Source organism: Streptomyces rapamycinicus NRRL 5491 (assembly GCF_024298965.1).
Classification (GTDB): Bacteria; Actinomycetota; Actinomycetes; order Streptomycetales; family Streptomycetaceae; genus Streptomyces; species Streptomyces rapamycinicus.
Map to the genome: position 1 here is coordinate 5,792,980 of NZ_CP085193.1, position 25,727 is coordinate 5,818,706.

The following is a 25,727-nucleotide window of genomic DNA, read 5'->3' on the forward strand; positions in this document are numbered from 1 at the left end:
GGTCAGAGGAACGAGTTGATCTGGATGGTCTCGTCACGGCCCGGCCCGACGCCGATGGCCGAGATCGGGGCGCCCGACATCTCCTCGAGCGCCTGGACGTACTTCTGCGCGTTCTTCGGCAGCTCGTCGAAGGTCTTGGCCTTGGTGATGTCCTCCGACCAGCCCGGCAGCGTCTCGTAGATCGGCTTGGCGTGGTGGAAGTCGGTCTGGCTGTACGGCAGCTCCTCGACGCGCTTGCCGTCGATCTCGTACGCCACGCACACCGGGATCCGCTCCCAGCCGGTGAGCACGTCCAGCTTGGTGAGGAAGAAGTCGGTCAGGCCGTTGACCCGGGTCGCGTAGCGCGCGATGACCGCGTCGAACCAGCCGCAGCGCCGGTCGCGCCCGGTGGTCACACCGCGTTCGCCGCCGATCGTGCGCAGCTTCTCGCCGTCCTCGTCGAGGAGCTCGGTGGGGAACGGGCCCGCGCCGACGCGGGTGGTGTACGCCTTCAGGATCCCGATCACGCGGCTGATCTTCGTCGGGCCCACTCCGGTGCCGGTGCAGGCGCCGCCCGCGGTCGGGTTGGAGGAGGTGACGAAGGGATACGTGCCGTGGTCGACGTCGAGCAGGGTGCCCTGTCCGCCCTCGAACAGCACGACCTGGCCCTGGTCGATGGCGTTGTTGAGCAGCAGGGTGGTGTCGGCGACATAGCCGCTGAGCGGGTCCGCGTAGCCCAGCAGCTCCTCGACGACCTGGTCGACCGCGATGGCGCGGCGATTGTAGAGCTTGGCCAGCACCTGGTTCTTGTTGTCCAGGGCCGCCTCGACCTTCTGCCGCAGGATCGACTCGTCGAAGAGGTCCTGGACCCGGATGCCCACCCGGTTGATCTTGTCCGCGTAGGCCGGGCCGATGCCGCGGCCCGTGGTGCCGATCTTCCGCTTGCCGAGGAATCGTTCCGACACCTTGTCGAGGGTCGTGTGATACGGCGTGATCAGATGGGCGTTACCGCTGATCAGCAGCTTGGACGTGTCGACGCCGCGGTCGGCGAGACCGCTCAGCTCGGAGAGCAGGACCGCGGGGTCCACGACGACGCCATTGCCGATGACCGGGGTACACCCGGGCGAGAGGATTCCGGACGGGAGGAGGTGCAGCGCGTACTTCTGGTCGCCGACCACCACCGTGTGGCCCGCGTTGTTACCGCCCTGGTAGCGCACTACGTAGTCCACGGAACCACCGAGCAGATCGGTGGCCTTTCCCTTGCCCTCGTCACCCCACTGAGCACCGAGCAGCACAAGTGCGGGCACAGGCGTACACCCCTTCCGGGCGGGGCATGTCCAACGTGCGATGGTGACGTGCGCCACCACAAGAGCCGTCGAACCGGTGCCCCGGATAGACGAAGCCCCTGGCGCAACAGCGACAGGGGCTCTTGCACCGAGAGATTACCTGAGGAAGGACCGAGGTGTCGGCTCCAGATCCCCGGCCCCCTGCGCCGGACACCGCCCGGGGGCGCCCGCTGCTCATGGTCATCGACCCCAACGCCCGCCGGACGGACGGGGAGTCGGTGCGGATCGCGAAGGATGTGCTGTGCGCGGGCGCGCAGACGAAAATCTGCCTGCCGGACGGCCCGGAGGAGGTCGAGCGGGCGCTGGCCCGCCGGGGCGCCCGCCGGCCGGTGCTGGTGGGCGACGACCGCGCCCTGCTGCGGATGGTGGAGCTGCTGCACCGGCGGCGGGAGCTGGCCGACGCCGCGCTGTCGGTGGTCCCGATCGGCGGCTCCGCCACGGTCGCCCTGGCCCATTCGCTCGGGGTGCCGACGGACGCGGTCGCCGCCGCCCGTACGGTCCTCGACGGGACCGCGCGCCCGCGTGACCTGCTGGTGGACGAGAGCGGCGGAGTGGTCCTCGGCGGTCTGCGGATCCCCTCCGGGCTCGCTCCTCACGGTGCGCACGACGGGCTGCCGGGCGTCGGCTGCGGCGCGGCGGCCGGGCCGGACGGAATGGACGGGACGGAAGGGACGGACGGGCACGGCCCGGGGCCGCACGGCGACGGGGCCAGGGGCCGGGACTGCGGCTGCGACCCCTGCGTCCACGACCGCCGCCGGGCCGGGGACGGCGAGGACGGCCGGGGCGGCGCGGGCCCGCCCGGCCACGACCGGGAGGGCCCCGGCCAGGAGGGCGATGGCCACCGGCCGTGGTGGAGCCCGGCGGCCCGAACCGCCCGCACCGCGCTGACGCTGCTCTCGCTGCCGGTGATCGGCCTGTCGGGCGGCGCCCGGCGCCCGGCGCATCCGCCGCCGCAGCGGCTGCGGATCGAGGCGGACGGGGTGCTGTTGACCGATCTGGACCGGCCGGTGGAGCGGGTCTCGGTCTCGACGGCCGCGCCGGGCGGCGGGCTGGCCGAGATCGTGGTCCACCCCCATGCGGCGGGCGGCCCGCTGCGCACCCGGGCACGGGCCGTCACGGTCTCCGGCCCGGACTTCCGCTACCACGCGGACGCGCTGATCCGCGGCCCGGTCCGCAGCCGCACCTGGACGGTCCTGGCCGAGGCCTGGAGCCTGATGCTCCCCCACCGCCCTTGAGCCCCACTCGCGCCGCCCGGGGCCCGGTGGGCCCGGGTGGGGCGGGCGGGGCGTCAGCCCGCTTCGGCCTCGCGGGCCTCGGCGGCGCGGCGCTCGGCCTGCTGGGCGCGCCAGCGCTCCAGCATCTTGGGCAGCTCCCGCTGGACGAACTCGAAGAAGTCGGCGGTCTCGGTGATCCGCAGCCCCGCCGGGGTGTCGGGGCCGAGCACCTTCGCACCGTCCCGCATGGTGCTCTCCCAGCGGGCGACGATCTGGTCGCGGCGGGTCAGGGTCTCGTACCAGACCCCGTTGTTGTAGAGCCGGTAGCGATCGCGGCGGGAGCCCGGCTCGCGCTCCCGCACCACCATGTCCACCTGCGACAGATAGCGGATCGCGCCCGAGACCGCGGCCGGGCTGATCCGCAGCCGCTCGGCGAGCTCCGCCGAGGTGAGTGCCCCGGAGTCGGAGACGAGGAGCGCCGCGAGGACCCGCGCCGCCATGCGCTGCATCCCGGCCTCGGTCAGATCGGCCGCGAACCGCTCGACGAACCTGGACACCGCCGCCTCGTCACGCGCCGCTTCACCGCGCGCGTCACCGGGCGCGCCCCCCGGTTCGATCGTCTCCCTCACCGCTTCATCATCTCCCCTCTTCGTCACATCATCATAAGTTTATACGGTTCCTTAACTTCACAAATTTGTGAAACTAGCGTAGTTTCGAAATCATGAAAACGGCAATCTCCGTGTCCGGCCTCCACAAGTCCTTCGGCCGGACCCACGCGTTGGACGGCCTCGACCTCGAAGTCGAGGCAGGTGAGGTCCATGGCTTCCTCGGGCCCAACGGCGCCGGGAAGTCCACGACCATCCGGGTCCTCCTCGGGCTGCTCCGCGCCGACTCCGGCGCGGTGCAGATGCTCGGCAAGGACCCCTGGCACGACGCGGTCGACCTCCACCGCCACATCGCGTACGTCCCCGGAGACGTCACCCTGTGGCGCAACCTGAGCGGTGGAGAGGTCATCGACCTGTACGGGCGGCTGCGCGGTGGTCTGGACACCGCACGCCGCGCCGAGCTGCTGGAGCGGTTCGAGCTCGACCCCACCAAGAAGGGCCGTACGTACTCCAAGGGCAATCGCCAGAAAGTCGCCCTGGTCGCCGCGTTCGCATCCGAAGTGGAGCTGCTGATCCTCGACGAGCCGACCTCCGGGCTCGACCCGCTCATGGAGGAGGTCTTCCGCGAGTGCGTCGCCGAGGAGCGCGACCGCGGTCGTACGGTGCTGCTCTCCAGCCACATCCTCAGCGAGGTCGAGGCGCTCTGCCGGCGGGTGAGCATCATCCGCAAGGGCCGCCGGGTGGAGTCCGGCACCCTCACCGAGCTGCGCCATCTGACCCGTACGTCGGTGACCGCCGAGCTCGCCGGCGAGCCCAACGGCCTGTCCGGCCTCCCCGGCGTGCACAACGTGGACATCCAGGGCGGCCAGGTCAAGCTCCAGGTCGACTCCGACAAGATGGACGCCGTGCTGCGGCAGCTCACCCAGGTCGGGGTGCGCAGCCTCATCTCCACCCCGCCCACCCTGGAAGAGCTCTTCCTGCGCCACTACCAGGACGACATCACGGGCACGGAAGCCGAGGCGATCGCCCGATGACCGCCGTAGCCGACGCCCGGGTCTCCCCCCGCACCCGCGGATCGGCCCACGACCTGGCGGGCACGGGCACGCTGCTGCGGCTCGCCCTGCGCCGCGACCGGATCATGATGCCGGTGTGGGTGCTGTGCCTGGGGCTCACGGCCAGCAGCACCGTCGGCCGCCTGAAGAGCGCGTACGACACCCCCGCCCGGCGCGCCAGCCTCGTCGAGGACATGAACGGGAACGGCTCGACCCGGGCCCTGTTCGGCGCCGCCTTCGACGACACGCTCGGCGCGCTGACCGTCTGGCGCGTGGGCGCCTTCCTTACGGTGTTCGCCGCGATCATGAGCCTGCTCATCGTGATCCGGCACACCCGTGAGGAGGAGGAGACCGGCCGCCAGGAGGCGCTCTCCGCGGGCATGGTCGGCCGCCGCGCGGGGCTCACCTCGGCCCTGCTCGCCGTGGCCATCGCCAACGGCGCGGTGACCCTGCTCATCGCGGGCAGCCTCGCGGGCCAGGGCGGCACCGGCGCGCTGGCCCTCGGCCTCGCCGTCGGCCTGTCCGGTATGGCCTTCGGCGGTCTGGCCGCCGTCGCCGCCCAGCTCACGGAGAACGCACGGCTGGCCCGGGGCCTGAGCTCCGCCGTGGTCGGCGTCGCCTTCGTGCTGCGCATGGCGGGTGACGCCGCCGAGGACGGCAGCAAGGGCTCCGGCCATGTCCTGGTCTGGCTCTCGCCGCTGGGCTGGGCCGAGTACGCCCGGCCGTACGCGGACGAGCGCTGGTGGCCGCTGCTGCTGATCGCCGTGCTCGCCGCGGCCTCGATCGCCCTCGCGTACTCCCTCGCCGGGCGGCGCGACGTGGGCGCCAGCTTCTACGCCACCCGTCCCGGCCCACCGGCCGCCGGCCCGCTGCTGAGCGGGGTCTACGGCCTGGGCTGGCGGCTGCAGCGCGGTGCCCTGCTCGGCTGGGCCGCGGGATTCGTCTTCGCGGGCGCCATCTTCGGATCCATCTCCGACGGCGCGAACGACTTCCTCGGCGACAGCGACAAGACCCGCGACATCATCCAGCGCATGGGCGGCGCCCAGGGGCTCAACGACGCGTTCCTGGCCGCCATGGTCGGCGTCCTCGGCACCATCCTCACCGTCTACACCACCACCTCCGTGCTGCGGCTGCGCGGCGAGGAGACCGACCAGCGTGCCGAGCCCCTGCTGGCCAACGCCGTCGGCCGGCTGCGCTGGGCCGGGAGCCACCTGGTCATCGCGTACCTCGGCCCGGTGGTCATCCTCGCCATCGGTGGTCTGGCGCTGGGGCTGGGCTACGGCGTCGCGGCGGGCGATCTGACCGACCAGCTCCCCCGCTGCCTGGGCGCCGCCCTCGCCCAGCTCCCGGCGCTGTGGGTGCTCACCAGCGTGACGCTCTTCCTGGTGGGCATGGTGCCGAAGTACTCGGCCGCGGCCTGGGCCTTCGTCGGCTGGGTGGTCGCCCTGGGCTGGATGGGGCCGGCGCTGGAGCTGTCCGACTCCGTCATGGACACCTCACCCTTCAGCCATCTGCCGAAGCTGCCGGGCGACGAGGTGACGGCAGCGCCGTTCCTGTGGCTGCTGCTCCTCTCGGTCGTCCTCGCCGCCGGAGGACTGGTGGGTATGCGCCGCCGTGACATCGGCGGCTGACCCCCGTCGGCCCACCACGTCCCGGCAACCGCCCCCTGTTGTCCACAGCCTGTGGACAACAGGGGGCTCGTTTGTCCGGCGCGCTCAGAGCTCCGCGCTCAGGTCTCCGCACTCAGGTCTCCGCGCTCAGAGCTCGACCCGCAGCTCCCGCAGACCGCGGATGACGAAGTTCGCCCCCCGCTCCGGCTCCTTGACCAGCCGCAGTCCGGGCGCCTTGCGGAGCAGGGCGCCGAAGGAGGCGATCAGCTCCAGACGGGCCAGCGGGGCGCCCAGACAGTAGTGGATACCGGCGCCGAAGCTGATGTGGGGGTTGTCGGTGCGGGAGAGATCGAGGGTGTCGGGGCGGTCGAAGCGGGCCGGGTCGCGGTTGGCCGAGCCGAAGAGCAGCGCGACCTCGCTGCCACGCGGGATGACCGTGCCGCCGACCTCGATGTCCTCCAGCACCCACCGCTCGAAGAGCTGCAGCGGGGTGTCATAGCGCAGCAGCTCGTCCACGGCGGTGGGCAGCAGCGCGTCGGGGTCGGCGCGGAGCAGGGCGAGCTGCTCGGGATGGCGGAAGAGCGCCCACCAGCCGTTCCCGGTGGTGTTGACCGTGGCCTCATGGCCCGCGTTGAGCAGCAGCACACAGGTGGAGATCATCTCCTGCTCGGTGAGCCGGTCGCCCTCGTCGTACGCGGCGATGAGCCCGCTGATCAGATCGTCCCCCGGGGCCTTGCGGCGCGCCCCGATCAACTCGCGCAGATACGCGGAGAATTCGACGGACGCGCGCACGGCCCGGCGCGCCGTGTCCTCGCCCGGGCTCAGCTCGTACATCCCGCAGATATCCGCCGACCAGGGCCGCAGGGCGGGCCGGTCGGCGGGCGGAATGCCCAGCATCTCGGCGATCACGGCGACCGGCAGCGGTTCGGCGACCGTCTCGATGAGGTCGCCGCCGCCCGAGGCGACGAGGGAGTCGACGAGTTCCTCCGCGAGCCGCTGGATCGTCGGCACCAGCGCCTCGACCGTCCGCGGGGTGAACGCCTTGGAGACGAGCCGCCGCAGCCGGGTGTGATCCGGCGGCTCCAGGTCGAGCATGCCGTGGTCGTTGAGGGTGTGGAACGGCTCGTGCTCTGGCGGCGGCGCGGTGCGGCCGAACTCCTCATGGCCGAAGCGGTGGAGATAGGTGCGGCCGAGCCTGCGGTCCCGCAGCAGGGCGCCGACATCCGCGTGCCGCGGGATCAGCCACTGGCGGGAGGGCTCGAACCAATGCGCGCGGCCGCGCTCGCGCAGCTCGGCGTAGGCCGGATACGGGTCCGCGACGAACGACGGCCGCCAGGGGTCGAAGGCGGGGGCTTCCGCGCTGCTGCTCATCCCCGGACGGTACCGCCGGTCCGGCCCGCCCTCCAGAGGTCGCCGGATGCCTCCGGAGCCCGCCGGATTGCCCCCAGGGGCAGTCCCGGGGGCCCACAGGGGCTCACCGGGCCTCACCGGGGCTCACCGGGCCTCTCGCCGGGCCGGGTCAGCCTCCGGGCGTCACCAGGCGGACCTCGTAGGCGAACACCGCCGCCTGGGTGCGGTCGCGCAGCCCCAGCTTCACCAGGATCCGGCTGACATGCGTCTTCACCGTCGACTCGGCGACGATCAGCCGCTCGGCGATCTCGGCGTTGGAGCAGCCCTGGGCAACCAGCACCAGCACCTCGTTCTCCCGCTCGGTCAGCTCGGCCAGCCGCCCCTGCGGGGAGGGAAGCGGACCACCGAACCCGGCGGCCTCGCCGATCCGCGAGAACGTGCTGATCAGGCGCTTGGTGACGGCCGGGGCCAGCAGCGCCTCACCCGCCGCTACGACGCGTACCGCGTCGCCGAGCTGCCGGGCGGAGGCGTCCTTGAGCAGAAAGCCGCTCGCTCCGGAGCGCAGCGCCTGGTAGACGTACTCGTCCAGATCGAAGGTGGTCAGGACGAGCACCTTGGCGTCCGCGTCCGCCGCGACGATCTCGCGGGTGGCCTCGAGGCCGTTGACCTCCGGCATCCGGATGTCCATCAGGACGACATCGGGGCGCAGCGCGGCCACCTGGGCGATGGCCTGGCGCCCGTCGACCGCCTCGCCGACGACCTCGATATCGGGCTGGGCGTTCAGCAGCACGGAGAAGCCCTCGCGGACCATCACCTGGTCGTCGGCGATCAGCACGCGGATGGGAGAGGGGAGGGAGGGGGCGTCGGTGGTCATGGCTTCATCGTCTCCCCCTCCGGGGCGGGCCCCTTCGTCAGCCCCGGCGCCTGGCCCGGCGCCTGGCCCGACGCCTCCGGTCCGGACGCCTCCGCTTCGGGGACCGCGGCGGCCGGGATGAAGACCGCGACCTCGTAACCGCCGCCCTCCTCCACCGCGCCCGCCGTCATCTCCCCGTTCAGCATCGCCACGCGCTCCCGCATCCCGAGCAGCCCATGGCCCATGCCCGGCGAGGGCCGTACGGCCTGGGTGGGCGGGCCGTTGACGATCCGCAGGCCCAGACCGCCGAGGACGTACGCGACTTCGACGCGGGCGGTGCTGCCGGGCGCGTGCCGCAGCGCGTTGGACAGCGCCTCCTGGACGATCCGGTACGCCGACAGCTCCACCCCGGAGGGCAGCGGCCGTACGGCGCCGGTGGTGATGTGCTCGACGGTCAGCCCCGCCGCCCGGACCCCCGCGAAGAGCGTGTCGAGGGTGGCGAGGGTCGGCTGGGGCGCCTCGGGGTCGGCGTCGGCGTAGGCATCGGGGTCGTCGGCGCGGACGACGCCGAGGACGCGGCGGAGTTCGGTGAGCGCGGCGACCGCGTTCTCACGGATGGTCGCGAAGCTGGTGGCCAGCTCCTCGGGCGGGTTCGCCACCCGGTAGGGCGCCGCCTCCGCCTGGATGGCGATCACCGACATGTGGTGCGCGACGACGTCGTGCAGCTCACGGGCGATGGTCGCGCGCTCCTCCAGCAGGGTACGGCGGGAGCGCTCCTCGTGGGTGGCCGACTGCTGCACGGCGACCTGCTGCCTGGTCTCGCGCAGACTGCGCCGGGCGACGACGGCGCCCACGATGCCGCAGGAGGCGACCACCATGGGGAAGGCGTTCGTGTGCTGCCCATCGGCGCTGAAATCGCAGGCGACCCCGAACACCGCCGTGAGCAGCAGCATCTGCCCGGCCACCCGCGGGCGGTTCTGGCTCGCGACAATCACCATCACCGCGATGTGCGAGGCGAAGAGGGTCACCGGCCAGGGCCACATGCTGCTCCAGACCGGTTGGGGGACCCCCAGGCTCCAGAAGACGCTCGCCGCGAAGGACAGCCACCAGGCGCCGATCGGCCGGTAGAGCGCCACCAGCAGGGGTACGGCACTGAGCAGGGCCAGTCCCATGCCCTCGGTTTCACTCGCCACGGCCATGAGATAGAAGGTCCCGGCCACGAGCGCGGCATGCGGCAACCACGGCGCGTGCGGCCGCACCGCCCGGGGCATGTGGCGCACCAGCCGATGGGTGGCGGCCAGCGGCGCCACCGGGCGGAGGGCGAAGGCGTCGGTGATCAAGTCCTTCCGCAGATCGGAGAACGCCCGGCGGATGGTGCGGAGTTCGGTCCGCGGAATCGTCTCAGTCACGCCATACACGGTAGGGAGCGGGCGCCACGGCGTCGTCCCCGGGAATGCGGATTGTGCGGCATCCGCCTCAAGTACTACGTGGCCGCGTCTGTCCCGCCAGCCGGGCGATCTCGTCGGAGACGGTGTGCGCCGCGGGCGTCGTGGGGTCGATGGGCGGGAAGTGTCCGCCCTCGGTCCTGACCAGCCGTACGTCCTGTCCGGCGCGGGTCGCGGCCGCCGCGAAGGCGTCCGCGACCGCCGGTGGCACGTCGATGTCGGTGCCGCCCTGCATGATGGTGGTGGGGATCGCGGTGGGCAGCAGCGCGGCGGGGTCGGCGAGGGCGAGCCGGGCCGTCAGTTCATCGTCGTCGCCGCCTCGTTCGCCGAGGAGTTCGTCGACGGCGCCGGAGCAGACGTCCAGCGCACGGGCGGTGGCGAGGTCCGCGATGGGGGCCAGGGCGACGACGCCGCGGAGCGGGGAGGGGGAGGGCAGATGCCAGGGAGTGCCGGACGGCAGCCGGTGCCGGGCCGCCGCCCACAGCACGGCGTGCCCGCCCGCGGAATGCCCGGTGAGCACCACGCGGTCCGGGTCGGCCCCGGGGAACCCGAGCTCCCGCACGAGGCCCGGCACGGTGTCCACGGCGGCCGCGATGTCGTCGAACGTCTCCGGCCACCGCCCGGCCCGCGCGGGGTCCGTCCCACCGCGCCGGTACTCGACGGACGCCACCGCCAGGCCCCGCCCCGCCAGGAAGGCGGCGAACGGCGAGACATGGCGGCGGTCGTACGGGGCGCGCCAGGCGCCGCCGTGGAAGAGGAGGACCAGCGGGGCGGGGCGGGCGGCCCCGTCCGTGCCGGGTGGCGGAAGGTAGAAGTCCACCACCTGGTCCGGGTGTTCGCCGTACGCGGCGGTCCGGACCGGTTCCACGGGCGCGTGCCCGAAGATCGACGTCTCCTCGGCCGCCGCCCCCGCCGTCGCCCCGCCCACCGGTCAGCCCTCCTTCAGCACATCGGCCAGCACCCGCGCCGCCCGCGCCACCTCGGCGAAGCCCGTATAGAGCGGGGTGAAGCCGAAGCGCAGCACATCGGGGCGGCGGAAGTCGCCCACGACACCGCGCCGCACCAGCTCCGCCATCACCTCCCCGGCCTCCCCCGCCGCCGCGCACCGCAGCGCCACCTGGCTGCCGCGCTCGGCGTGCGCGGCGGGGGTGATCGACCGGACGCGGCCCGCCGGGACGTAAGTCTCGACGCAGCGGAGGAAGAAGTCCGTCAGGGCCAGGCTCTTGGCCCTGACGTCCTCGATCGACACGTCGTCCCACACCTCGATCGCGGCCTCCAGCGCCAGCATCGAGAGGATGTCCGGGGTGCCGACGCGGCCGCGGACCGCGCCGTCGGCCGGGGTGTAGACGGAGGCCATGCCGAAGGGGTCGGCATGCGAGTTCCAGCCGGGCAGCGGCGAGTCGAAGCGGGGCTGATGGGCCTGGGCGACATACAGATACGCGGGCGCGCCGGGCCCGCCGTTGAGGTACTTGTACGTGCAGCCCACCGCGAGGTCCACCCCATGGGCGTCCAGCCCGACCGGCAGGGCGCCCGCGCTGTGGCACAGGTCCCACACCACGAGCGCGCCCGCCGCGTGCACGGCGGCCGTGGTCCCGGGCAGGTCGTGGAGGCGGCCGGTCCGGTAGTCCACGTGGTTCACGAGCGCGACGGCGGTGCGCGCGCCGACGGCGGTCGGGACGTCGCCCGCGGCCACCGGCCACACGGTGCAGCCGGTCATCCGGGCGGCGGACTCGGCGATATAGCCGTCGGTGGGGAAGGTGGCCTCGTCCACCAGGATCTGATCCCGGTGGGCGCCGCGCTCCTGGGCGATCCGTACGGCCGCGACGACCGCCTTGAAGACGTTCACGCTCGTCGAGTCGCCCACCACCACCTGGCCGGGGGCGGCGCCGACGAGCCGGGCGACGCGGTCGCCGATCCGCTCCGGCGCGGTCCACCAGCCGCTCTCCTCCCAGGAGCGGATGCGCAGCTCACCCCATTCGCGGGCGACCACATCGGCCAGCCGGGGCGGGACGGCGCGGGGCAGCGCGCCCAGCGAGTTGCCGTCGAGGTAGATCGTGTCGTCGAGGGTGAAGGCGTCGCGCTTGGCGCGCAGCGGGTCGGCCGCGTCGAGCCTGACGGCCTCGTCGGCCACAGCGGTCGCGGGGAGGCCGTTCATGGGCCGACCGGGCCCGATCGGCCCGGTACCGGTCGGCCCGGTACCGGTCGGCTCAGCCGGAATCGTCGCGTCAGACATGGCTGCGCGCCGTCCACAGCTCGGGGAAGACGTTCTTGGCCGCGCGCTTCTCCAGCCAGGCGACCCCGGCCGAGCCACCCGTGCCGGTCTTGGAGCCCATCGCCCGCCGGGTCGCCACCAGGTGGTCATTGCGCCAGCGCCACACCAGCTCGGCGACCTCGGTGAGCGCCTCGCCGAGCCGGATCAGCTCACCGTCGCGCGGGCCGGAGTAGATCTCCTCCCAGACCCGCTCCACGCCGGGATCCGGTTCATGGCGCAGGGCGGGATCGCGGTCCAGCACCGCGGCCGGGACGGCGAGGCCGCGGCGGGCGAGATGGCGCAGCACCTCGTCGTAGAGGCTGGGCTCGGTCAGCGCCTTCTCCAGTTCGGCGTGGACCCGCGGCGCGCCCCGGTGCGGGACGAGCATGGACGCGGACTTCTCGCCGAGCAGGAACTCCAGCCGCCGGTACATCGCCGACTGGAAGCCGGAGCCCTCGCCGAGCGCGGAGCGGTACGCGTTGAACTGGCCGGGGGTGAGGTGGGCCAGCGGTGTCCACGAGGCATTGAGCGACTCCAGCTCGTAGGCCGAGCGCTGGAGCGCGGCCATCGCGGTGGGCAGATCGTCCTCGCGCAGCGCCCGCGCGGCGGTCTGCCACTCATGGACGATCACGGTGAACCACAACTCCATGACCTGGGTGGTGACCAGGAACACCATCTCGCCGGGGTCGTCGGAGAGGGGGTGCTGGAGGTGGGTGAGCACGGACGCCTGGACGTAGTCCTCGTACGGCGTGGTGCCGTCGAAGTCCAGATTCGGGGCGTCGGACTCGGCTTGGTGAGGGACAGGCTGCTGCGACATCGCAATCTCCTGAGTACTGCTCGCTACCGGGTAGCGGTCCGCCCCTTCCCTTCGGTCTCGGAGCCCCGGTCCCCTCGGGGCCCACAGCCGAAGGGGCCCCGCACCGCATCATCCGCGCAGCGCGGACGATCGGCAAGTACGGAAGGGGCCCGTGGGGCATAGGACACCCCACAGGCCCGGTGCGCCGCGCCCTGTCCCAGCGGATCAGGAGAGGCGAGATCAGGAGACGTGAATCAGGAGAGCGTGTCCGCCGCGGTCGGGGAGCTCTCGCGCAGGAAGGTCGAGCAGCGCTCGTACTCCTCCTGCTCGCCGATGGACTGCGCGGCGCGCGCGAGCGCGTGCAGGGCGCGCAGGAAGCCCCGGTTGGGCTCGTGCTCGAAGGGCACCGGACCGTGGCCCTTCCAGCCACTGCGGCGCAGGGCGTCGAGCCCGCGGTGGTAGCCGGTGCGGGCGTACGCGTAGGACTCGACGACCCGGCCGGCCTCGAACGCCTCGTCGGCGAGCTGCGCCCAGGCGAGCGAGGAGGCCGGGTACTTCGCGGCGACCTCGGCCGGGGCCGCGCCGGAGGCGAGCAGCTCGCGCGGCTCCGGGTCGTCGGGCAGATGGGTCGGGGGCGGTCCCCCGAGCAGGTTCTCGTGAATGGCCATGGGTTCCAGTCTGCCTGGTCCGGGGCCCCACCCGACACGCTCAAGCCATGAGGAGGACGCGGGTCAGGTACGGGGGCTTCGCTCGCCCGGGTCCAGGGGCGGCGCGGACACCCCGCAGTGGTAGGCGCACTCGGGGCGGCACGGCGGCCCCGCCGCCCGCGCGACGCCCTCCGCCGACACCGCGGCCCCGGCCCTCTCCGGCTCCGCGCCCACCTCCGCGCCCGCCTGCTCCAGCGCGTCCGAGCGCACCGTGCACCAGGCGAGGACCGCCCCCAGCACCAGCACCCCGGCGCAGATCGGCATCGCCCGCCGGAAGGTGCTCGAAAAGGCGTCCGCCGACCGGTACGCCTCCGGTCCCATCCCCGCGAGCAGCGGCAGCGCCGCCACCGCGACCAGCCCGGCCGCCCGCGCCGCCGCGTTGTTCACCCCGCTGGCCAGGCCCGCTCGGGCGACGTCCACCGAGGCCAGGACGGTCGCGGTGAGCGGGGCGACCACCACGACCATGCCCAGGCCCAGCACCAGCAGCGCGGGCAGGATGTCCCGCCAGTACACCGCCCCCACTCCGGCCCGGGTCATCAGCAGCATTCCCGCCGCGCACAGCAGCGGGCCGACGGTCAGCGGGATCCGCGGGCCGATGCGCTTGCCCAGCTCCCCCGAACGGGCCGACAGCAGCAGCATCAGCGTGGTCGTGGGCAGCAGCGCGGTACCGGCGGCGAGCGCGGAGTAGCCCACCACCACCTGGAGGTCGAGCACCGAGAGGAAGAAAAAGCCGCCGAACGCCGCGTAGACGCACAGGGTCACCACATTGACGGCGCTGAACTGGCGGGAGGCGAAGATGGAGAGCGGCAGCATGGGCTCGCGCAGCCTCCGCTCCACGACGATGAAGACCGCCCCCAGCGCCAGCCCGGCGACGCCCGGAACCACCACGGCGGGCGAGGCGCCCTTCTGCGGCGCGGCGATCAGCGCATAGGTGACCAGGGCGAGCGCCGCCGCCCCCAGCACGGCGCCGAGGACGTCGAACCGGCCGCGCGGCCGCGGATCACGGGTCTCCGGTACGTGGCGCAAAGCCACCGGCACACACACCGCCGCCAGCGGCACATTGATGAAGAACACCCAGCGCCAGCCGGGCCCGTCCACCAGCCAGCCGCCGAGGAACGGCCCGATCGCCGCCCCGATGCCGCCGAAGCCGGACCACAGCCCGATCGCCCGCGCCCGGTCATCGGCGTGGATCACCGACTGGATCAGCGCAAGCGAGCCGGGGGTGAGCAGCGCCCCGCCGATGCCCTGGAACGCACGCGCGGCGATGAGCACCCCGGCGTTCGGTGCCAGCCCGCACGCCAGCGAGGCCAGCGCGAACCACACCACCCCGATGACGAACACCCGCCGCCGCCCGAACCGGTCCCCGAGCGCCCCGCCGAGCAGGATCAGCCCGGCGAGGGTGAGCATGTAGGCGTTGACGGTCCACTGCAGTACGGGGAGATCGGCGCCCAGGTCGAGGCCGATGCGCGGCAGGGCGACATTGACGACGGTGCTGTCGAGCAGGGCCATCGCGGAGCCCAGCACGGTGGTGAACACCAGCCACCGCCCAGCCGGCACGGACAGTCGCACACCTGCCATACCTGGATCATGCCCCGGGCGGCGCCCCCGGGGCCAGCCCAGAACGCAATCGGGCCCGGCGGCTCGCCGCAAGGGCGAGCGCCGGGCCCGAGAGGGCGAGCCGGAGAGCTACTTCAGCTTCGTCCCGGTGGACCGAAGATCCGCACAAGCCTTGGTGACCCGCTCAGCCATCCCCGTCTCGGCCAGCTTCCCCCAGCTCCGCGGGTCGTACGTCTTCTTGTTGCCGACCTCGCCATCCACCTTCAGCACCCCGTCGTAGTTGCGGAACATGTGGTCCGCGATCGGACGGGTGAAGGCGTACTGGGTGTCCGTGTCGAGGTTCATCTTCACCACGCCGTTCTCCAGCGCGGTGCGGATCTCCTGCTCCGTGGAGCCGGAGCCGCCGTGGAAGACGAAGAAGAACGGGTCCTGCTTGCCGTACTTCGCGCCGACACCGTCCTGGAGGTCACGCAGCAGCTCCGGGCGGAGGACGACATTGCCCGGCTTGTAGACGCCGTGGACGTTGCCGAAGGAGGCGGCCAGCAGGTAGCGGCCCTTGTCGCCCAGGCCCAGGGCCTCGGCGGTGCGCAGGGCGTCGTCCACCGTCGTGTACAGCTTGTCGTTGATCTCGTGCGTGACGCCGTCCTCCTCGCCACCGGTCGGGGTGATCTCGACCTCGAGGATGATCTTCGCCTTGACCGCCTCGGCCAGCAGCTCCTGCGCGATGTCGAGGTTGTCGGCGAGGGTCTCGGCGGAACCGTCCCACATATGGGACTGGAACAGCGGGTTCTGGCCCTTGGCGACGCGCTCCTGCGAGATCTTGAGCAGCGGACGGACATAGCCGTCCAGCTTGTCCTTCGGGCAGTGGTCGGTGTGCAGGGCGATGTTGACCGGGTACTTCTCGGCCACGACATGCGCGAGCTCGGCGAGCCCGACCGCACCGGTCACCATGTCCTTCTTGTACTGGCCACCCAGGAACTCGGCACCACCGGTGGAGATCTGGACGATGCCGTCGCTCTCCGCCTCGGCGAAGCCGCGCAGGGCGGCGTGCAGAGTCTGCGTCGAGGTCACGTTGATCGCCGGGTAGGCGAACTTGCCCGCCTTCGCCCGGTCGAGCATCTCGTTGTAGATCTCAGGGGATGCGATGGGCATCTGACCGCTCCTTGTATGTGCGGGTTAGTCGTACTTGGCCCTGACCTAGGGGCGACGTCATCGTCGGGGCCATAATCCCAGACTCCGCCGATTGCTCTACACGGCGCACGCCGAGACCACACGGACGGGGGTGGGTGGTTTCACGTGAAACCTCCCGCCTCTCCAGCCTGCATGATTCAGCTCCTGATTCAGCTGGCTCCTGATTCAGCTCAGCCCGAGGTCGGTGAGCGAGTACGCCGGGAGGTACGGCAGCCCGGCGTCCGCGATCGCGGGCGCGGCGCCGCGCTCGACGATCGTCGCGACCGCGACGACCTTCGCGCCCGCCTCCCGCGCCGCCTCCACCGCGGTCAGCGGCGAACCGCCGGTGGTGGAGGTGTCCTCGACCACCAGCACCCGGCGGCCCGCGATGTCCGGGCCCTCGATCCGCCGCTGCATTCCGTGCGTCTTCTGGGCCTTGCGGACCACGAAGGCGTCGAGCCGGCGCCCGCGCGCGGCGGCGGCGTGCAGCATGGACGTGGCCACCGGGTCGGCGCCCAGCGTCAGCCCGCCCACCGCGTCGTACTCCAGATGGGCCGTGGTCTCGAGCATGACCTGCCCGACCAGCGGCGCGGCCTCGGCGTCCAGGGTGATCCGGCGCAGGTCGATGTAGTAGTCGGCCTCACGCCCGGAGGAGAGGGTCACCTTGCCGTGGACCACGGCCTTGTCCTTGATCTGCTGCAGCAGGGCGTCACGCGCATCGCTCATGCGCACGAGCTTATGCGGTGGCCCTCGGAACCCCCCAAGCCGCTCCGTACCGTGAGACCGACCACGTCAGACCAACCGTGCCAGACCGACCACGTCAGGCCGACCGCGTCAGGCCAGTGTGCGCCAGCTCCAGGTCATGGCGATCTCCAGCGGCTCGATGGGGGTGACCAGGCGCGGCATGAGGTTGAGGCCGTTGGGCGGGCCGGACTGCGGTTCGACGCACACCGCCTCCGCCTGCTCGTCGTAGACGACCACCCACTCCGTCCGGCTGGTGACCTTCAGCTCGAGCCGGCCGGGCCAGGTGAGCGTGACGTCCGCCCCCTGCGGCATCCCGAAGCAGTCGTCCCAGGGGCCGGGCTTCGGCGCGATCCGGCGGCCGGTGGGGAGGTGGTCCTCGCCGCGCTCCTCCTGCCATGCGGCGTCGAAGGCGATCTCGGCATCGGCGCCGCCGTCGCCCAGGTTCCGCAGGAACCACGGATGCCAGCCCGCCTGTGCCGGGAAGGAGTCGCCCCCGGTCTCCACGCTCATGGTGACGGTCAGGCTGTCCGGGGAGAGCTCGAAGGTCTGGGTGACCCGGCCCTCGTACGGCCAGGGGTCGGCGAGGTCGTAGGTGAAGGCCGCGCTGGACCGGCCCGTGCCGGCGGGGGCCCATTCGACGTTCCGGCCGGTCCCGTGGATCGCGTGCGGCGGGGAGTTGATGGGCAGTTGGTGGGTCCGCCCGCCGTTGCGGAACCGGCCAAGACCGGTCCGGCCGCACCACGGCACCATCGGGAACGACCCGAACCGCGGGCCCTGCCGCAGCAGCTCCGTACCGCCGATGCGCAGTGAACCGATACGGCAGCCGTTCTCGGGTGAGACGGTCAGCTCGGCGTCCCCGGCGGTCAGCCGTACGCCCTTGGTCTCCGTTGTGTCTTCGGTGGTCACAACACCGAGCCTATGCGCCCGGGCTCATCGGCGGCGGCGAAGTACGCGACGGCCCACGACGACGACGGAGGCGAGCACGACGGCCGCGGCGGGCGCGGCCCAGCGCAGGGTGGCGCTGGTGGAGACGGTCTCGGGTGCGGGCACCGGGGCGTAGCGGCCGCGCGGCGGGGCGTGGTCGACCTCCTCGGTGGAGCGGCCGATCATCGTGCGGCGGGCGTGGGCGGCCTCGGCCGGGGGCTCCTCGTCCAGGTCGTCGAGCTCGCCGAAGCCGACGGGCTCCTCGACACCGTCCACCTCGTCTAGGTCCTCGAGGTCGCCGACGTCTTCGATGTCCATGTCGTCGGCCGACAGCGGAAGCTCGGCCTCGGTCGGCAGGCCGGTCTCATCCGCGGCGGCGGCCGCCGCACCCGCGTCAGCGGCCGCATCGGTGGACTCGTCGGCGGTCGCTTCGGTGGCCTGGCCGGGGGCCTCGTCCTCCGTGGGCGCGCTGATCGGGGATGTCTCCAGCCCGGCCGTGAGCGCCGCGGCGAACCGGTCCAGCATGCGCCGCGCCACGGTGATGGCCGCCTCGTCGTCGAACTCGGCCAGCCGCCCCTCGCTGTGCACCGTCCCGGAGCAGTTCAGCTCCGTACCGCCCTCGACGGGCTTCGGCGTGATGGTCAGCGCGAGCTTCACCGAGCCGCTGCCGCGCGCCTCGCCGCCCTCGCCCTCGACCTCGAAGGCATCGGCGCGCCGGACGACGCGCAGCGCGCCGCGATAGGTGATGGTGGACCCGCCGATGCGCAGCCGCAGCCGGCCGGCGAGCGGACCGGCGGCCTCATCGGCGTCCTGCTGGAGCCCGGGAACGCAACGAGCGACGCGGGCGGGCTCCGCGAGCGCCAGCCGTACGGTGTCGACGGGAAACGGAACGAACACCTCATGCTCCATAGGTCAAAACAGTACCCATCGCGCGTTCACTGAGACCCGTTCCCGCACAACTTTCCGCGCGCCGCTGGCGTACGCCGCCGACGCGAGCCCCCGGCGCGCGGACCCGCCCCGCACGCGGGTGGGCACCCGCCGCCGGACCCGCCGCCGGACCCGCCGCCCACCGCCGGGCCCGCCGTGGCGTCACACAGGGGGTGTCCGGCGGACCACGCGGCGGAGCCGCATAGCTTCCCCCTACCCGCCCCTCCCCGAAACTGGGGCTCTGCCCCAGACCCCGGGGGCCGGGGTCCAGGGGCGAAGCCCCTGGTAGCGGGGAGGGGCGGGTAGGGGAAAGATCCGCCACAGACGTCAAGATCCGTCGACACCCCACAGGCCGGGGCGTCACTCCCCACAGCGCGGGCGTCACTCCCCACAGCGCGGGCGTCACTCCCCACAGCGCGGGCGTCACTCCCCACAGCGCGGGCGTCACTCCCCACAGCGCGGGCGTCACTCCCCACAGCGCGGGCGTCACTCCCCACAGCGCGGGCGTCACTCCCCACAGCGCGGGCGTCACTCCCCACAGCGCGGACGTCACTCCCCATAGCGCGGACGCATGAGCGTCGACGGGGGCAGACCCGCCTCCCGAGCGCGCTCGGCCGTGCGCCGGGCCGCCCGCAGCCCCTCCTCCGTCAGCGAGCGCGGCCGCGGCCGGTGCGGGGCCAGCCGCAGCCCGACCGGGGAGCGCGCCGCCAGGACGAAGCCCCAGTCGGGCGGGCTGCCGCGCCCGGGGCGCGGGGCGCCGATCACATACGGAGTGGTCCGCAGCCCGACCGAGCGCATCGTCGCGTCCACCGTCCAGAACGCCCGCGGATCGGGCCGCAGCGGCCCGGCGTGGACCACCAGCCGGCCGCCGGGCGCCAGCACCCGCTCGGCCAGACCGTAGAACTCCTGGGAGTAGTACTTGGTGCTCGGGGTGAGCTCGGGGGCGGGCAGATCGCACACCACCACGTCGTACGCCATGGACCCGCGCAGCCAGTCGAAGGCGTCCGCCGTCACCGCCCGCACCCGCGGATCGCGGTAGGCGCCGCCGTTGAGCGCGGACAGCCCGGGATCGCGCCGGGCCAGCCGCACCACCTCCGCGTCGCGCTCCACGACGGTCACCGAGCGGACCCCCGCGTACCGCAGGATCTCGCGCACCGCGAGCCCGTCGCCCCCGCCCAGCACCAGCACCCGGGCATGCGGTCCGGCGGCCATCGCCGGGTGGATCAGCGCCTCGTGGTAGCGGACCTCGTCGCGCCCGCTGACCCGCAGCCGCCCGTTGAGGAACAGCGACAGCGGCCGCCCGCTCGTCCCCCCCGCCCACCAGCACGATCTCCTGCTCGCCGGTGCGCAGCGCGACCCGCACCCCCGGTCCGTAGACGGCCTGTCGGGCGGCCCGCTCGAAGGAGGGGGTCAGCACGGCACCGGCGGCCAGCGCGGCGAGCACCAGCCCATTGGCGACGATCAGCGTCCACCGCGCCCGCATGCTCAGATCGCGGCGGAACAGCCAGAGCACCAGCGCGCCGCCCGCGACCGCGTTGACCGCACCGGTGACCAGCGCGCCGGTCAGCTGGCCTAACGCGGGCAGCAGCAGAAACGGAAAGGCGAGCCCGCCGACCAGCGCGCCCACATAGTCCGCCGCGAACAGATCGGCCACCGCGCCGCCCGCGTCCTGCCGGCGCACCCGCTGGATGAGGGTCATCAGCAGCGGCACCTCGGCCCCGATGAGCACACCGATGGCGAACGAGAAGCCGACGAGCGCGGAGCGCGAGTGACCGCCCCACGCGAAGCACGCGTACAGCGCCATCGCCGAGCAGCCGCCGACGAGCGCGAGCACCGCCTCGACGGCGCCGAAGCCCACGGCGGCCCGGCAGCGCAGCCGCTTGGCCAGCAGCGAGCCGACGCCCATGGCGAAGACCATCACGGACAGCACCACGGATGCCTGGGTGACCGAGTCACCCGCCAAGTACGAGGCGAGGGCGACGAGTTCGAGCTCGTAGACGAGGCCGCAGGCGGCGCAGACGAAGACCGTGCCGAGCACGAGGAAGCGGCCGAGCCCCGCCCGCACGGGCAGCCGCGCCGGAGGGCCGGATTCCGGCGACGACGGCGCATCCGAGACGGCGGACATGGGCGAATCGATCACAAAGGGAACGCTACGTCACATATCGCTTACGTCTCGTCCCCCACACGAGTGCATTGCCGTTCGTACGTCTGGCATCGATGGCCTCTTGGCCATGCGCGATCCCCTTCAGACACAGGGGACTTGGGGCGACACCCCGCCCGACAGCCCGTCCGCGAGACCACCCATATCGAGCCCGCCCGCACCCGGCGGCCGGAGCGCGGCCGGCACCCGGGCCCCCACACAGGTGCGGGTGGTGACCAACCGCCCCTCCTGGGGGTAGGCATGCCAGGTACGCCAGCCCACCGTGCCCTCGTTCCACTGCGCGAGCAGCGCCGTGAACGCGTTCGGGCTGCCGGGGAACGTACCGGCCAGACCGTGCGGATGGTCGGCCACCAGCGCGAGCAGCTCCTGCGCGCGCCCGGCGAAGGCCCCTTGCGACAACTCCTCGACGCGCGCCGCGAATTCGTATTCGCGGCCGTCGACGAGGGTGGAAACCCCCAGCGGAAGCGGGGTGCTGTTGCCGGACATACAGGCCACGGTCTCCGAGCAACGGCTGCCCTCCCCTTCGAGGAGGACCTGGTGGGAGGCTCCCAGAAGCCTCAACTGGACGGCGAAGTCATGGAGTTGAAGATCGAGCACAGCGAGGGCGGGAAGCGGTTCCCGTCCCAGGCCCCAGGCGAGGTCAGCGGCGCGGGTATCGGTGTAGGCAGTCTTGAGGGTCGTGAGCATGGATCGGCTCCGCAAGCACGCAGTGGAAAAAGTTGGGCCAGCTCGCCCCGCGGGGGACCAGGGGCATGCGCATACGGCGGCTCGTGCCCACGTGGGGCCGTAAGGTCGATTGGTGGTATACGGAATCATGAAATGCTGGGCGCCACATCGTTTTTACCCACCTTCGCCGGGTTTCCACCCCCTAGGGCGCTCCCTAGGTCAAGTGTTCAACAAGCCAGCGCCCGGCGCACGTTGGCGCGCCGGGCGCTGGCTCATCGCTTCACGGCCGTAAGAACGGGCGTGGTAACCGTAAGAAGGACATGGCAACCGTAAGAACGGCGTGGCGACCGTAAGGCCGCGTGACGACCGTAGGAACGGTGCCGCAACCGTAAGAACGGTGCGGCGACCGTAAGGCCGTGGGAACCGCGGGTCAGCCACCCCCGCCGCAGCCACCGCCACCACCACCGCCGCCGCCACCGCAGCCACCCCCACCGCCGCAGCCGCTTCCGCCGCCGCAGCCACCGCCGCCGTGGTGACCACCCCCGTGATGGCCACCACCGCCGCCGCCGTCGCCACCGGCCCACCAGCCGCCACCGGCGGCCCCGCTGGAACCGGCGCCCCAGGACCGCTTGCGCCGCCCGCTGTACCCCTTCGACCGACCGGCGCCCAGCGCGGCGAGCGCCGCGAACGTGAACGCCAGCACGACAAAGATGACAACAGGACCCATGGTCCTCACTCTCCTTCCAACCCCCGTAGCGAGGTACCGCTTCGTACCTGCCGGGTCCCATGCCCGACCTCATGCGGGGTCAAAGCGAAGTTGAGGAAGTCCAGAGGTTCAGCGCACGGCCTACGCGCCGTCCGCGGCCTGAACGGTGACGCGCTCGATCGCCCGCACGGCGACATCCGGCTGGTCGACGTAGATGTAGTGCGCGCTGTTCTTGGCGGTGCTCAGCTTGGAGCGACTGGAGACCGCGAGCCACTTGCGCTGGCCGTTGGTCCACGCCCGCTCCAGACCCGGCCCGTAGTCGGGCACCTCCGCGAGGTACTGCTTCCCGTGGTGGATCACCTCCACCGGGATGTCCCCGGCGGAACGGACCTTCCCGTCAGGCACCGTGAGCATTTCCGGCTCCCCTCCGTGAAGGATCGCGAGGGTCTGATCACGCAATGCGACCGCCGGGCCGGTGGCGGACTCGGGGATCCCCTTGTTGAGATCGGCGGTCTGGGTCGGTGAGGTGGCGTCCATCAGGACCAGCCCCTTGACCCTGTCCTGGTGGTCGGGGGCGTACCGAGCGGCGATCAGCCCGCCCAGCGAATGCCCGGCCAGGACGACCGGGTTGTCACCGGCGACCCGGTCGAGCACCGCGGTCAGCACCTTCCCCGTGCTCTTGAGGGTCTGCGGCCCGTCGGGCTTGTCGCTGGCGCCTTCGCCGAGCCGGTCGTAGGAACAGACCCGGTTCTTCTTGCTCAGGGTCTTCTGGATCCCGGCCATCTTCTCCAGACCGTCGCCGCCCCCGGGCACCAGCATGACGACCGGCCTGCCGTCCGCCGAGGTCCCCGAACAGGACACGTTCACCAACCGTCCGCCGACCTCGATCTTCTTGGTGCCGGTGAGCAAGTCCTGATCGCCCGCCTTCTGGGAAGCGGCGGCGGACGTGGTGGCGGACTTGTCGGAATCCGCCTTGGTGGAGTCCTCACAGCCGACCAGCCCCACACCGGCCACGGCGCAGGACAGCGCGATCACGGCGGGCACCCTGGCACTGCGGATCATCGTTCTTCCCCCCTGAGAGAGTCTGGGTCACCCGCTCCACGCGGGCGTCTCAGACGCTATGGACCCGGAGCCCCGGAATCGTCACCACACGGAGGACACCTGCGCGTAGCTCGCCCGGGGGACAAGCCCCAAGCCCATGGGCCCCCTAGCGGTGCTCCCAGTGCACGGGGTCGGCTTCCAGGACCGCGCGGTCCCAGTCGGCCAGTTCGGCGGTCGCCTCGTAGGTGCTGTGCAGGAATTCGCTCAGCGTCCGGTCCGGATCAGGTGCGGTGGCGACCGCCTCGTAGGGCAGCACGAATTCGCCGACATCCCGCCGGTACGAGGCCGTCGCGGGCCGGACCGGCTGGTCGGCGAAGCCGGCGGGCTCGGGGTAGGCGTAGGAGTAGAAGCCGCCCTCCTCACCGCCGCCGGGCCAGAAGCCACAGCTGGACAGTTCGACGGAGTACGCCTCCTGCGTCACCCGGTCCGGCAGGTTCGGCACACCGCCGGGGGGATGCGGCGGCGCGGTACGGCCGGAGAAGCGGGTGACGGCCAGGTCCATCGCTCCCCAGAAGAAGTGCACGGGGCTGGCCTTGCCGACGAAATGGGACCGGAATTCCCCGAACACCCGGTGTGCGTTCAGCAATTGCCCCCAGAAGAGCCGGGCGGCGTACGGGTCGTACGCCGCGTGCCGGTGGTCCTCCGGGAACGGGATCGCCACCGGCACCTCGTTCGGCCGGGGGTACATCCGGGTCTGGATGCCCAGGTCTCCCAGCAGGCCCATGATCTCGGAGTAGAACTGGGACACCGGTTTGGACTCCAGCGCCAGCTCGCGCCTGCTTCCGTCGCTGACCCTGATCCCCAGCCGGTCGTCGATGAAGTCGAACTCGATATCGAACGCTCCGGTCCCGTACGGCACCGTGGACGTGCTCAGCCCGCGCGGGGTGACATACAAGGTCACCTGCCACCACTGATTGGCCGGTGGCGCGTGGTCCAGCCGGATCTTGCCGACGATCTGGGTCCACATGTGCAGGGTGTCCCGGGTCTCGGCCCAGTCCTCCAGCCGGAGCCGCGGCCAGGCGCCGGCCCGCTGTGTCTTCTGGTTGGCCATCTCGCCTCCCGCGGGACTCACCGCTCTGGCGACAACGCACGGTCGATGGATTCCGGCCCGGCCGAGTACCCGCCCGTCCCGCCACTCAAAACCAGCGCGGAAATCCGGGGAGTGCATGTGAGCAAGCGGAGGAACCGACCGCCTGCCGCACCACGACCACGGCGGTCGCATGCCTCGCCACTCGGTGTCGGCCAGGGCTTACGGGGCCGCCTCGGGAGGCGCGGCGATCTCCTGGATGACATTCCAGAAGGTATCGGTGCCCGGTGCGCGGGTGCGCTCGAACAGAGCGCTGCGGACTGCCCGCGCGTGTGCCGGGCGGGCGGCGGCAAGGGCGGTCCGGCCTTCGTCCGTCGCGACAATCAGCACGCGCCTGCCGTGTCCGTCTTCGCGTCGCAGGAGTCCGCGTTCGGCCATCCGGGAGAGCTGGCGCGACAGGCGGGCGCGTTTCCAGTCCAGCATGGCGCCAAGGTCCTGCTGGGGCATGCGGCCATCGCCGTTCTCGATCACGCGCGAGAGGACGGCGAAGTCGGCCGCGGACAGTCCGGCGGCACTGTGGATCTCTCGTGCGACCGCGGCGAGTACCGCGTCGTTTGCTCGTTTCCAGGCGATCCACCGCGCCATCTCGGAGTCGTCGAGGGGGTGCGTCATGGAGTCACCCTACTCTTGAGTTGCCATGTAAACACAAGCGGACCATGATGGTTTACATGGAAACTCATCTGAAGCGCGCAGTACTCATCACCGGCGGCGGCTCGGGCATTGGTCTCGGCCTGGCCGAACGGCATCTGGCCGCCGGACACCGCGTCACCATCACCGGCCGCAGCGCCGACCGACTCACGGCGGCGGCTGACCGCCTGCCCGGCATCGAAACCGTCACCAACGACATCGCCACCCCTGAAGGTCGGCAGCACCTGGCCGATCACGTCCGGCAGACCATGCCGGAGCTGGACGTGCTGATCAACAACGCCGGTATCCAGCGACGGGTGGGCATCGCCTCGGACCGATCCAGCTGGGCCGAAGCGCAGAACGAGATCGACATCCTGTTCGCCGCCCCGGTCCACCTCGGGCAGTTGCTCGTCCCGCACATGCTGACCCACGGCCGTCCCAGCGTGCTGGTCAACATCACCTCCGGCGGAGCCTTCTTCCCACAGCCGTTCGCCCCGCTCTACAGCGCGGCCAAAGCCGCACTGCACAGCTACACCGTCAACCTGCGCCACGCCCTGAAGGCCACCCCGGTCCGAGTGGTGGAACTGATCCCCCCGGCGGTGGCCACCGAGCTCACCGGCCCCGGCCAGGCACACGGCGCCGACCTGGCCGAATTCTGCGACACCGTCTTCCCCCTGCTGGACGGCTCCCGCATGGAAGTCGGATTCGGCCCGACCGCTACCCCCGGCTTCACCGAGCAACGTGCCGCCGAACAGCGCGCCTTTGACGCCATGTCCGACCGTTTCGACGTGCCCGTATACCGGCCCGACGGCCTCGTATCGGGCTGACCCTCCACTGCCCAAGAGGTGC

Annotated in this window: 23 protein-coding genes and 1 pseudogene; 4 read left to right on the forward strand and 20 right to left on the reverse strand. The window is 72.2% G+C overall.

The window, feature by feature from the left end; genetic code table 11:
• Nucleotides 1-2: 2 nt before the first annotated feature.
• Complete coding sequence (locus tag LIV37_RS24085; RefSeq protein ID WP_044572196.1) at nt 3-1,286, reverse strand: adenylosuccinate synthase; 1,284 nt, start codon at nt 1,284-1,286, stop codon at nt 3-5.
• 215 nt (nt 1,287-1,501) lie between these two features.
• Here LIV37_RS24085 and LIV37_RS24090 point away from each other — a divergent pair, with 215 nt between their 5' ends.
• Nucleotides 1,502-2,560: a hypothetical protein gene (locus tag LIV37_RS24090; RefSeq protein ID WP_020869696.1), complete on the forward strand. Its 1,059-nt coding sequence runs from the start codon at nt 1,502-1,504 to the stop codon at nt 2,558-2,560.
• A gap of 53 nt (nt 2,561-2,613) precedes the next feature.
• On the opposite strand, the gene LIV37_RS24095 is transcribed toward LIV37_RS24090, so the two are convergent.
• Nucleotides 2,614-3,168, reverse strand: a complete 555-nt coding sequence (locus tag LIV37_RS24095) for a GbsR/MarR family transcriptional regulator (protein WP_020869697.1) — start codon at nt 3,166-3,168, stop codon at nt 2,614-2,616.
• A gap of 92 nt (nt 3,169-3,260) precedes the next feature.
• Between LIV37_RS24095 and LIV37_RS24100 the strand changes: the two genes are divergently transcribed.
• Both LIV37_RS24100 and LIV37_RS24105 read left to right on the forward strand, forming a co-directional pair.
• Nucleotides 3,261-4,178 carry an ABC transporter ATP-binding protein gene (locus LIV37_RS24100; RefSeq protein WP_121824571.1) on the forward strand — a complete coding sequence of 306 codons (918 nt, stop codon included), beginning with the start codon at nt 3,261-3,263 and terminating at the stop codon, nt 4,176-4,178.
• Entirely contained in the window at nt 4,175-5,827 is a 1,653-nt protein-coding gene (locus LIV37_RS24105) for an ABC transporter permease (RefSeq protein WP_020869699.1), read from the forward strand. Before LIV37_RS24100 ends, LIV37_RS24105 begins: the two co-directional genes overlap by 4 nt.
• A 126-nt stretch (nt 5,828-5,953) precedes the next feature.
• On the opposite strand, the gene LIV37_RS24110 is transcribed toward LIV37_RS24105, so the two are convergent.
• The 18 genes and pseudogenes from LIV37_RS24110 to LIV37_RS24195 form a co-directional block, all read right to left on the reverse strand.
• Nucleotides 5,954-7,177: a cytochrome P450 gene (locus LIV37_RS24110; protein ID WP_020869700.1), complete on the reverse strand. Its 1,224-nt coding sequence runs from the start codon at nt 7,175-7,177 to the stop codon at nt 5,954-5,956.
• A 148-nt stretch (nt 7,178-7,325) separates the two neighbouring features.
• Nucleotides 7,326-8,030: a response regulator gene (locus LIV37_RS24115; protein WP_020869701.1), complete on the reverse strand. Its 705-nt coding sequence runs from the start codon at nt 8,028-8,030 to the stop codon at nt 7,326-7,328.
• Entirely contained in the window at nt 8,027-9,427 is a 1,401-nt protein-coding gene (locus LIV37_RS24120) for a sensor histidine kinase (RefSeq protein WP_121824570.1), read from the reverse strand. Before LIV37_RS24120 ends, LIV37_RS24115 begins: the two co-directional genes overlap by 4 nt.
• Before the next feature lie 58 nt (nt 9,428-9,485).
• The gene (locus tag LIV37_RS24125) at nt 9,486-10,382 is read right to left on the reverse strand and encodes an alpha/beta hydrolase (RefSeq protein ID WP_020869703.1); all 897 of its coding nucleotides are present in this window, start codon (nt 10,380-10,382) and stop codon (nt 9,486-9,488) included.
• Between the two features lie 3 nt (nt 10,383-10,385).
• On the reverse strand, nt 10,386-11,609 hold the full coding sequence (gene kynU, locus LIV37_RS24130; RefSeq protein ID WP_020869704.1) for a kynureninase: 1,224 nt from the start codon (nt 11,607-11,609) through the stop codon (nt 10,386-10,388).
• 70 nt (nt 11,610-11,679) lie between these two features.
• Nucleotides 11,680-12,522: a tryptophan 2,3-dioxygenase family protein gene (locus LIV37_RS24135; RefSeq protein WP_020869705.1), complete on the reverse strand. Its 843-nt coding sequence runs from the start codon at nt 12,520-12,522 to the stop codon at nt 11,680-11,682.
• A 233-nt stretch (nt 12,523-12,755) separates the two neighbouring features.
• Nucleotides 12,756-13,169, reverse strand: a complete 414-nt coding sequence (locus LIV37_RS24140) for a DUF3151 domain-containing protein (protein WP_014178261.1) — start codon at nt 13,167-13,169, stop codon at nt 12,756-12,758.
• A 63-nt stretch (nt 13,170-13,232) separates the two neighbouring features.
• Nucleotides 13,233-14,786 carry an MFS transporter gene (locus tag LIV37_RS24145; RefSeq protein ID WP_020869706.1) on the reverse strand — a complete coding sequence of 518 codons (1,554 nt, stop codon included), beginning with the start codon at nt 14,784-14,786 and terminating at the stop codon, nt 13,233-13,235.
• 108 nt (nt 14,787-14,894) lie between these two features.
• A complete protein-coding gene (gene fbaA, locus LIV37_RS24150; protein WP_020869708.1) occupies nt 14,895-15,917 on the reverse strand; it encodes a class II fructose-bisphosphate aldolase in 1,023 nt (340 codons plus the stop codon).
• 204 nt (nt 15,918-16,121) lie between these two features.
• A complete protein-coding gene (gene pyrE / locus LIV37_RS24155; RefSeq protein WP_020869709.1) occupies nt 16,122-16,661 on the reverse strand; it encodes an orotate phosphoribosyltransferase in 540 nt (179 codons plus the stop codon).
• Between the two features lie 108 nt (nt 16,662-16,769).
• Complete coding sequence (locus tag LIV37_RS24160; protein WP_020869710.1) at nt 16,770-17,585, reverse strand: aldose epimerase family protein; 816 nt, start codon at nt 17,583-17,585, stop codon at nt 16,770-16,772.
• A 24-nt stretch (nt 17,586-17,609) separates the two neighbouring features.
• Entirely contained in the window at nt 17,610-18,512 is a 903-nt protein-coding gene (locus tag LIV37_RS24165; RefSeq protein WP_020869711.1) for an SRPBCC domain-containing protein, read from the reverse strand.
• A gap of 567 nt (nt 18,513-19,079) precedes the next feature.
• Nucleotides 19,080-20,655: pseudogene (locus tag LIV37_RS24170) on the reverse strand (polyamine aminopropyltransferase).
• Nucleotides 20,656-20,775: 120 nt separating this feature from the next.
• Nucleotides 20,776-21,378 (reverse strand): DUF2617 family protein, encoded by a 603-nt coding sequence (locus LIV37_RS24175; protein WP_020869713.1) that lies wholly within the window; start codon nt 21,376-21,378, stop codon nt 20,776-20,778.
• 409 nt (nt 21,379-21,787) lie between these two features.
• A complete protein-coding gene (locus LIV37_RS24180; protein WP_020869714.1) occupies nt 21,788-22,084 on the reverse strand; it encodes a hypothetical protein in 297 nt (98 codons plus the stop codon).
• A gap of 120 nt (nt 22,085-22,204) precedes the next feature.
• Nucleotides 22,205-23,125 (reverse strand): alpha/beta fold hydrolase, encoded by a 921-nt coding sequence (locus tag LIV37_RS24185; RefSeq protein WP_020869715.1) that lies wholly within the window; start codon nt 23,123-23,125, stop codon nt 22,205-22,207.
• Nucleotides 23,126-23,270: 145 nt separating this feature from the next.
• Nucleotides 23,271-24,215, reverse strand: coding sequence for a DUF5996 family protein (locus LIV37_RS24190; RefSeq protein ID WP_020869716.1), 945 nt, complete (start codon nt 24,213-24,215; stop codon nt 23,271-23,273).
• Between the two features lie 198 nt (nt 24,216-24,413).
• Nucleotides 24,414-24,863 (reverse strand): MarR family winged helix-turn-helix transcriptional regulator, encoded by a 450-nt coding sequence (locus tag LIV37_RS24195; RefSeq protein WP_020869717.1) that lies wholly within the window; start codon nt 24,861-24,863, stop codon nt 24,414-24,416.
• Nucleotides 24,864-24,919: 56 nt separating this feature from the next.
• On the opposite strand from LIV37_RS24195, the gene LIV37_RS24200 reads away from it, so the two are divergent.
• The gene (locus LIV37_RS24200; protein ID WP_020869718.1) at nt 24,920-25,705 is read left to right on the forward strand and encodes an SDR family NAD(P)-dependent oxidoreductase; all 786 of its coding nucleotides are present in this window, start codon (nt 24,920-24,922) and stop codon (nt 25,703-25,705) included.
• Nucleotides 25,706-25,727: the final 22 nt, after the last annotated feature.

Excerpts from the sequence above, each read along its gene's own strand:
- LIV37_RS24135 (WP_020869705.1), bottom strand. The coding sequence starts at position 12,522 with ATGTCGCAGCAGCCTGTCCCTCACCAAGCCGAGTCCGACGCCCCGAAT.
- LIV37_RS24180 (WP_020869714.1), bottom strand. The coding sequence starts at position 22,084 with ATGGGTCCTGTTGTCATCTTTGTCGTGCTGGCGTTCACGTTCGCGGCG.
- LIV37_RS24140 (WP_014178261.1), bottom strand. The coding sequence starts at position 13,169 with ATGGCCATTCACGAGAACCTGCTCGGGGGACCGCCCCCGACCCATCTG.
- LIV37_RS24100 (WP_121824571.1), top strand. The coding sequence starts at position 3,261 with ATGAAAACGGCAATCTCCGTGTCCGGCCTCCACAAGTCCTTCGGCCGG.
- LIV37_RS24190 (WP_020869716.1), bottom strand. The coding sequence starts at position 24,215 with ATGGCCAACCAGAAGACACAGCGGGCCGGCGCCTGGCCGCGGCTCCGG.
- LIV37_RS24145 (WP_020869706.1), bottom strand. The coding sequence starts at position 14,786 with ATGGCAGGTGTGCGACTGTCCGTGCCGGCTGGGCGGTGGCTGGTGTTC.
- kynU (WP_020869704.1), bottom strand. The coding sequence starts at position 11,609 with ATGAACGGCCTCCCCGCGACCGCTGTGGCCGACGAGGCCGTCAGGCTC.
- fbaA (WP_020869708.1), bottom strand. The coding sequence starts at position 15,917 with ATGCCCATCGCATCCCCTGAGATCTACAACGAGATGCTCGACCGGGCG.
- pyrE (WP_020869709.1), bottom strand. The coding sequence starts at position 16,661 with ATGAGCGATGCGCGTGACGCCCTGCTGCAGCAGATCAAGGACAAGGCC.
- LIV37_RS24185 (WP_020869715.1), bottom strand. The coding sequence starts at position 23,125 with ATGATCCGCAGTGCCAGGGTGCCCGCCGTGATCGCGCTGTCCTGCGCC.
- LIV37_RS24090 (WP_020869696.1), top strand. The coding sequence starts at position 1,502 with ATGGTCATCGACCCCAACGCCCGCCGGACGGACGGGGAGTCGGTGCGG.
- LIV37_RS24110 (WP_020869700.1), bottom strand. The coding sequence starts at position 7,177 with ATGAGCAGCAGCGCGGAAGCCCCCGCCTTCGACCCCTGGCGGCCGTCG.
- LIV37_RS24115 (WP_020869701.1), bottom strand. The coding sequence starts at position 8,030 with ATGACCACCGACGCCCCCTCCCTCCCCTCTCCCATCCGCGTGCTGATC.
- LIV37_RS24175 (WP_020869713.1), bottom strand. The coding sequence starts at position 21,378 with ATGCTCACGACCCTCAAGACTGCCTACACCGATACCCGCGCCGCTGAC.
- LIV37_RS24165 (WP_020869711.1), bottom strand. The coding sequence starts at position 18,512 with ATGGAGCATGAGGTGTTCGTTCCGTTTCCCGTCGACACCGTACGGCTG.
- LIV37_RS24195 (WP_020869717.1), bottom strand. The coding sequence starts at position 24,863 with ATGACGCACCCCCTCGACGACTCCGAGATGGCGCGGTGGATCGCCTGG.
- LIV37_RS24200 (WP_020869718.1), top strand. The coding sequence starts at position 24,920 with ATGGAAACTCATCTGAAGCGCGCAGTACTCATCACCGGCGGCGGCTCG.
- LIV37_RS24105 (WP_020869699.1), top strand. The coding sequence starts at position 4,175 with ATGACCGCCGTAGCCGACGCCCGGGTCTCCCCCCGCACCCGCGGATCG.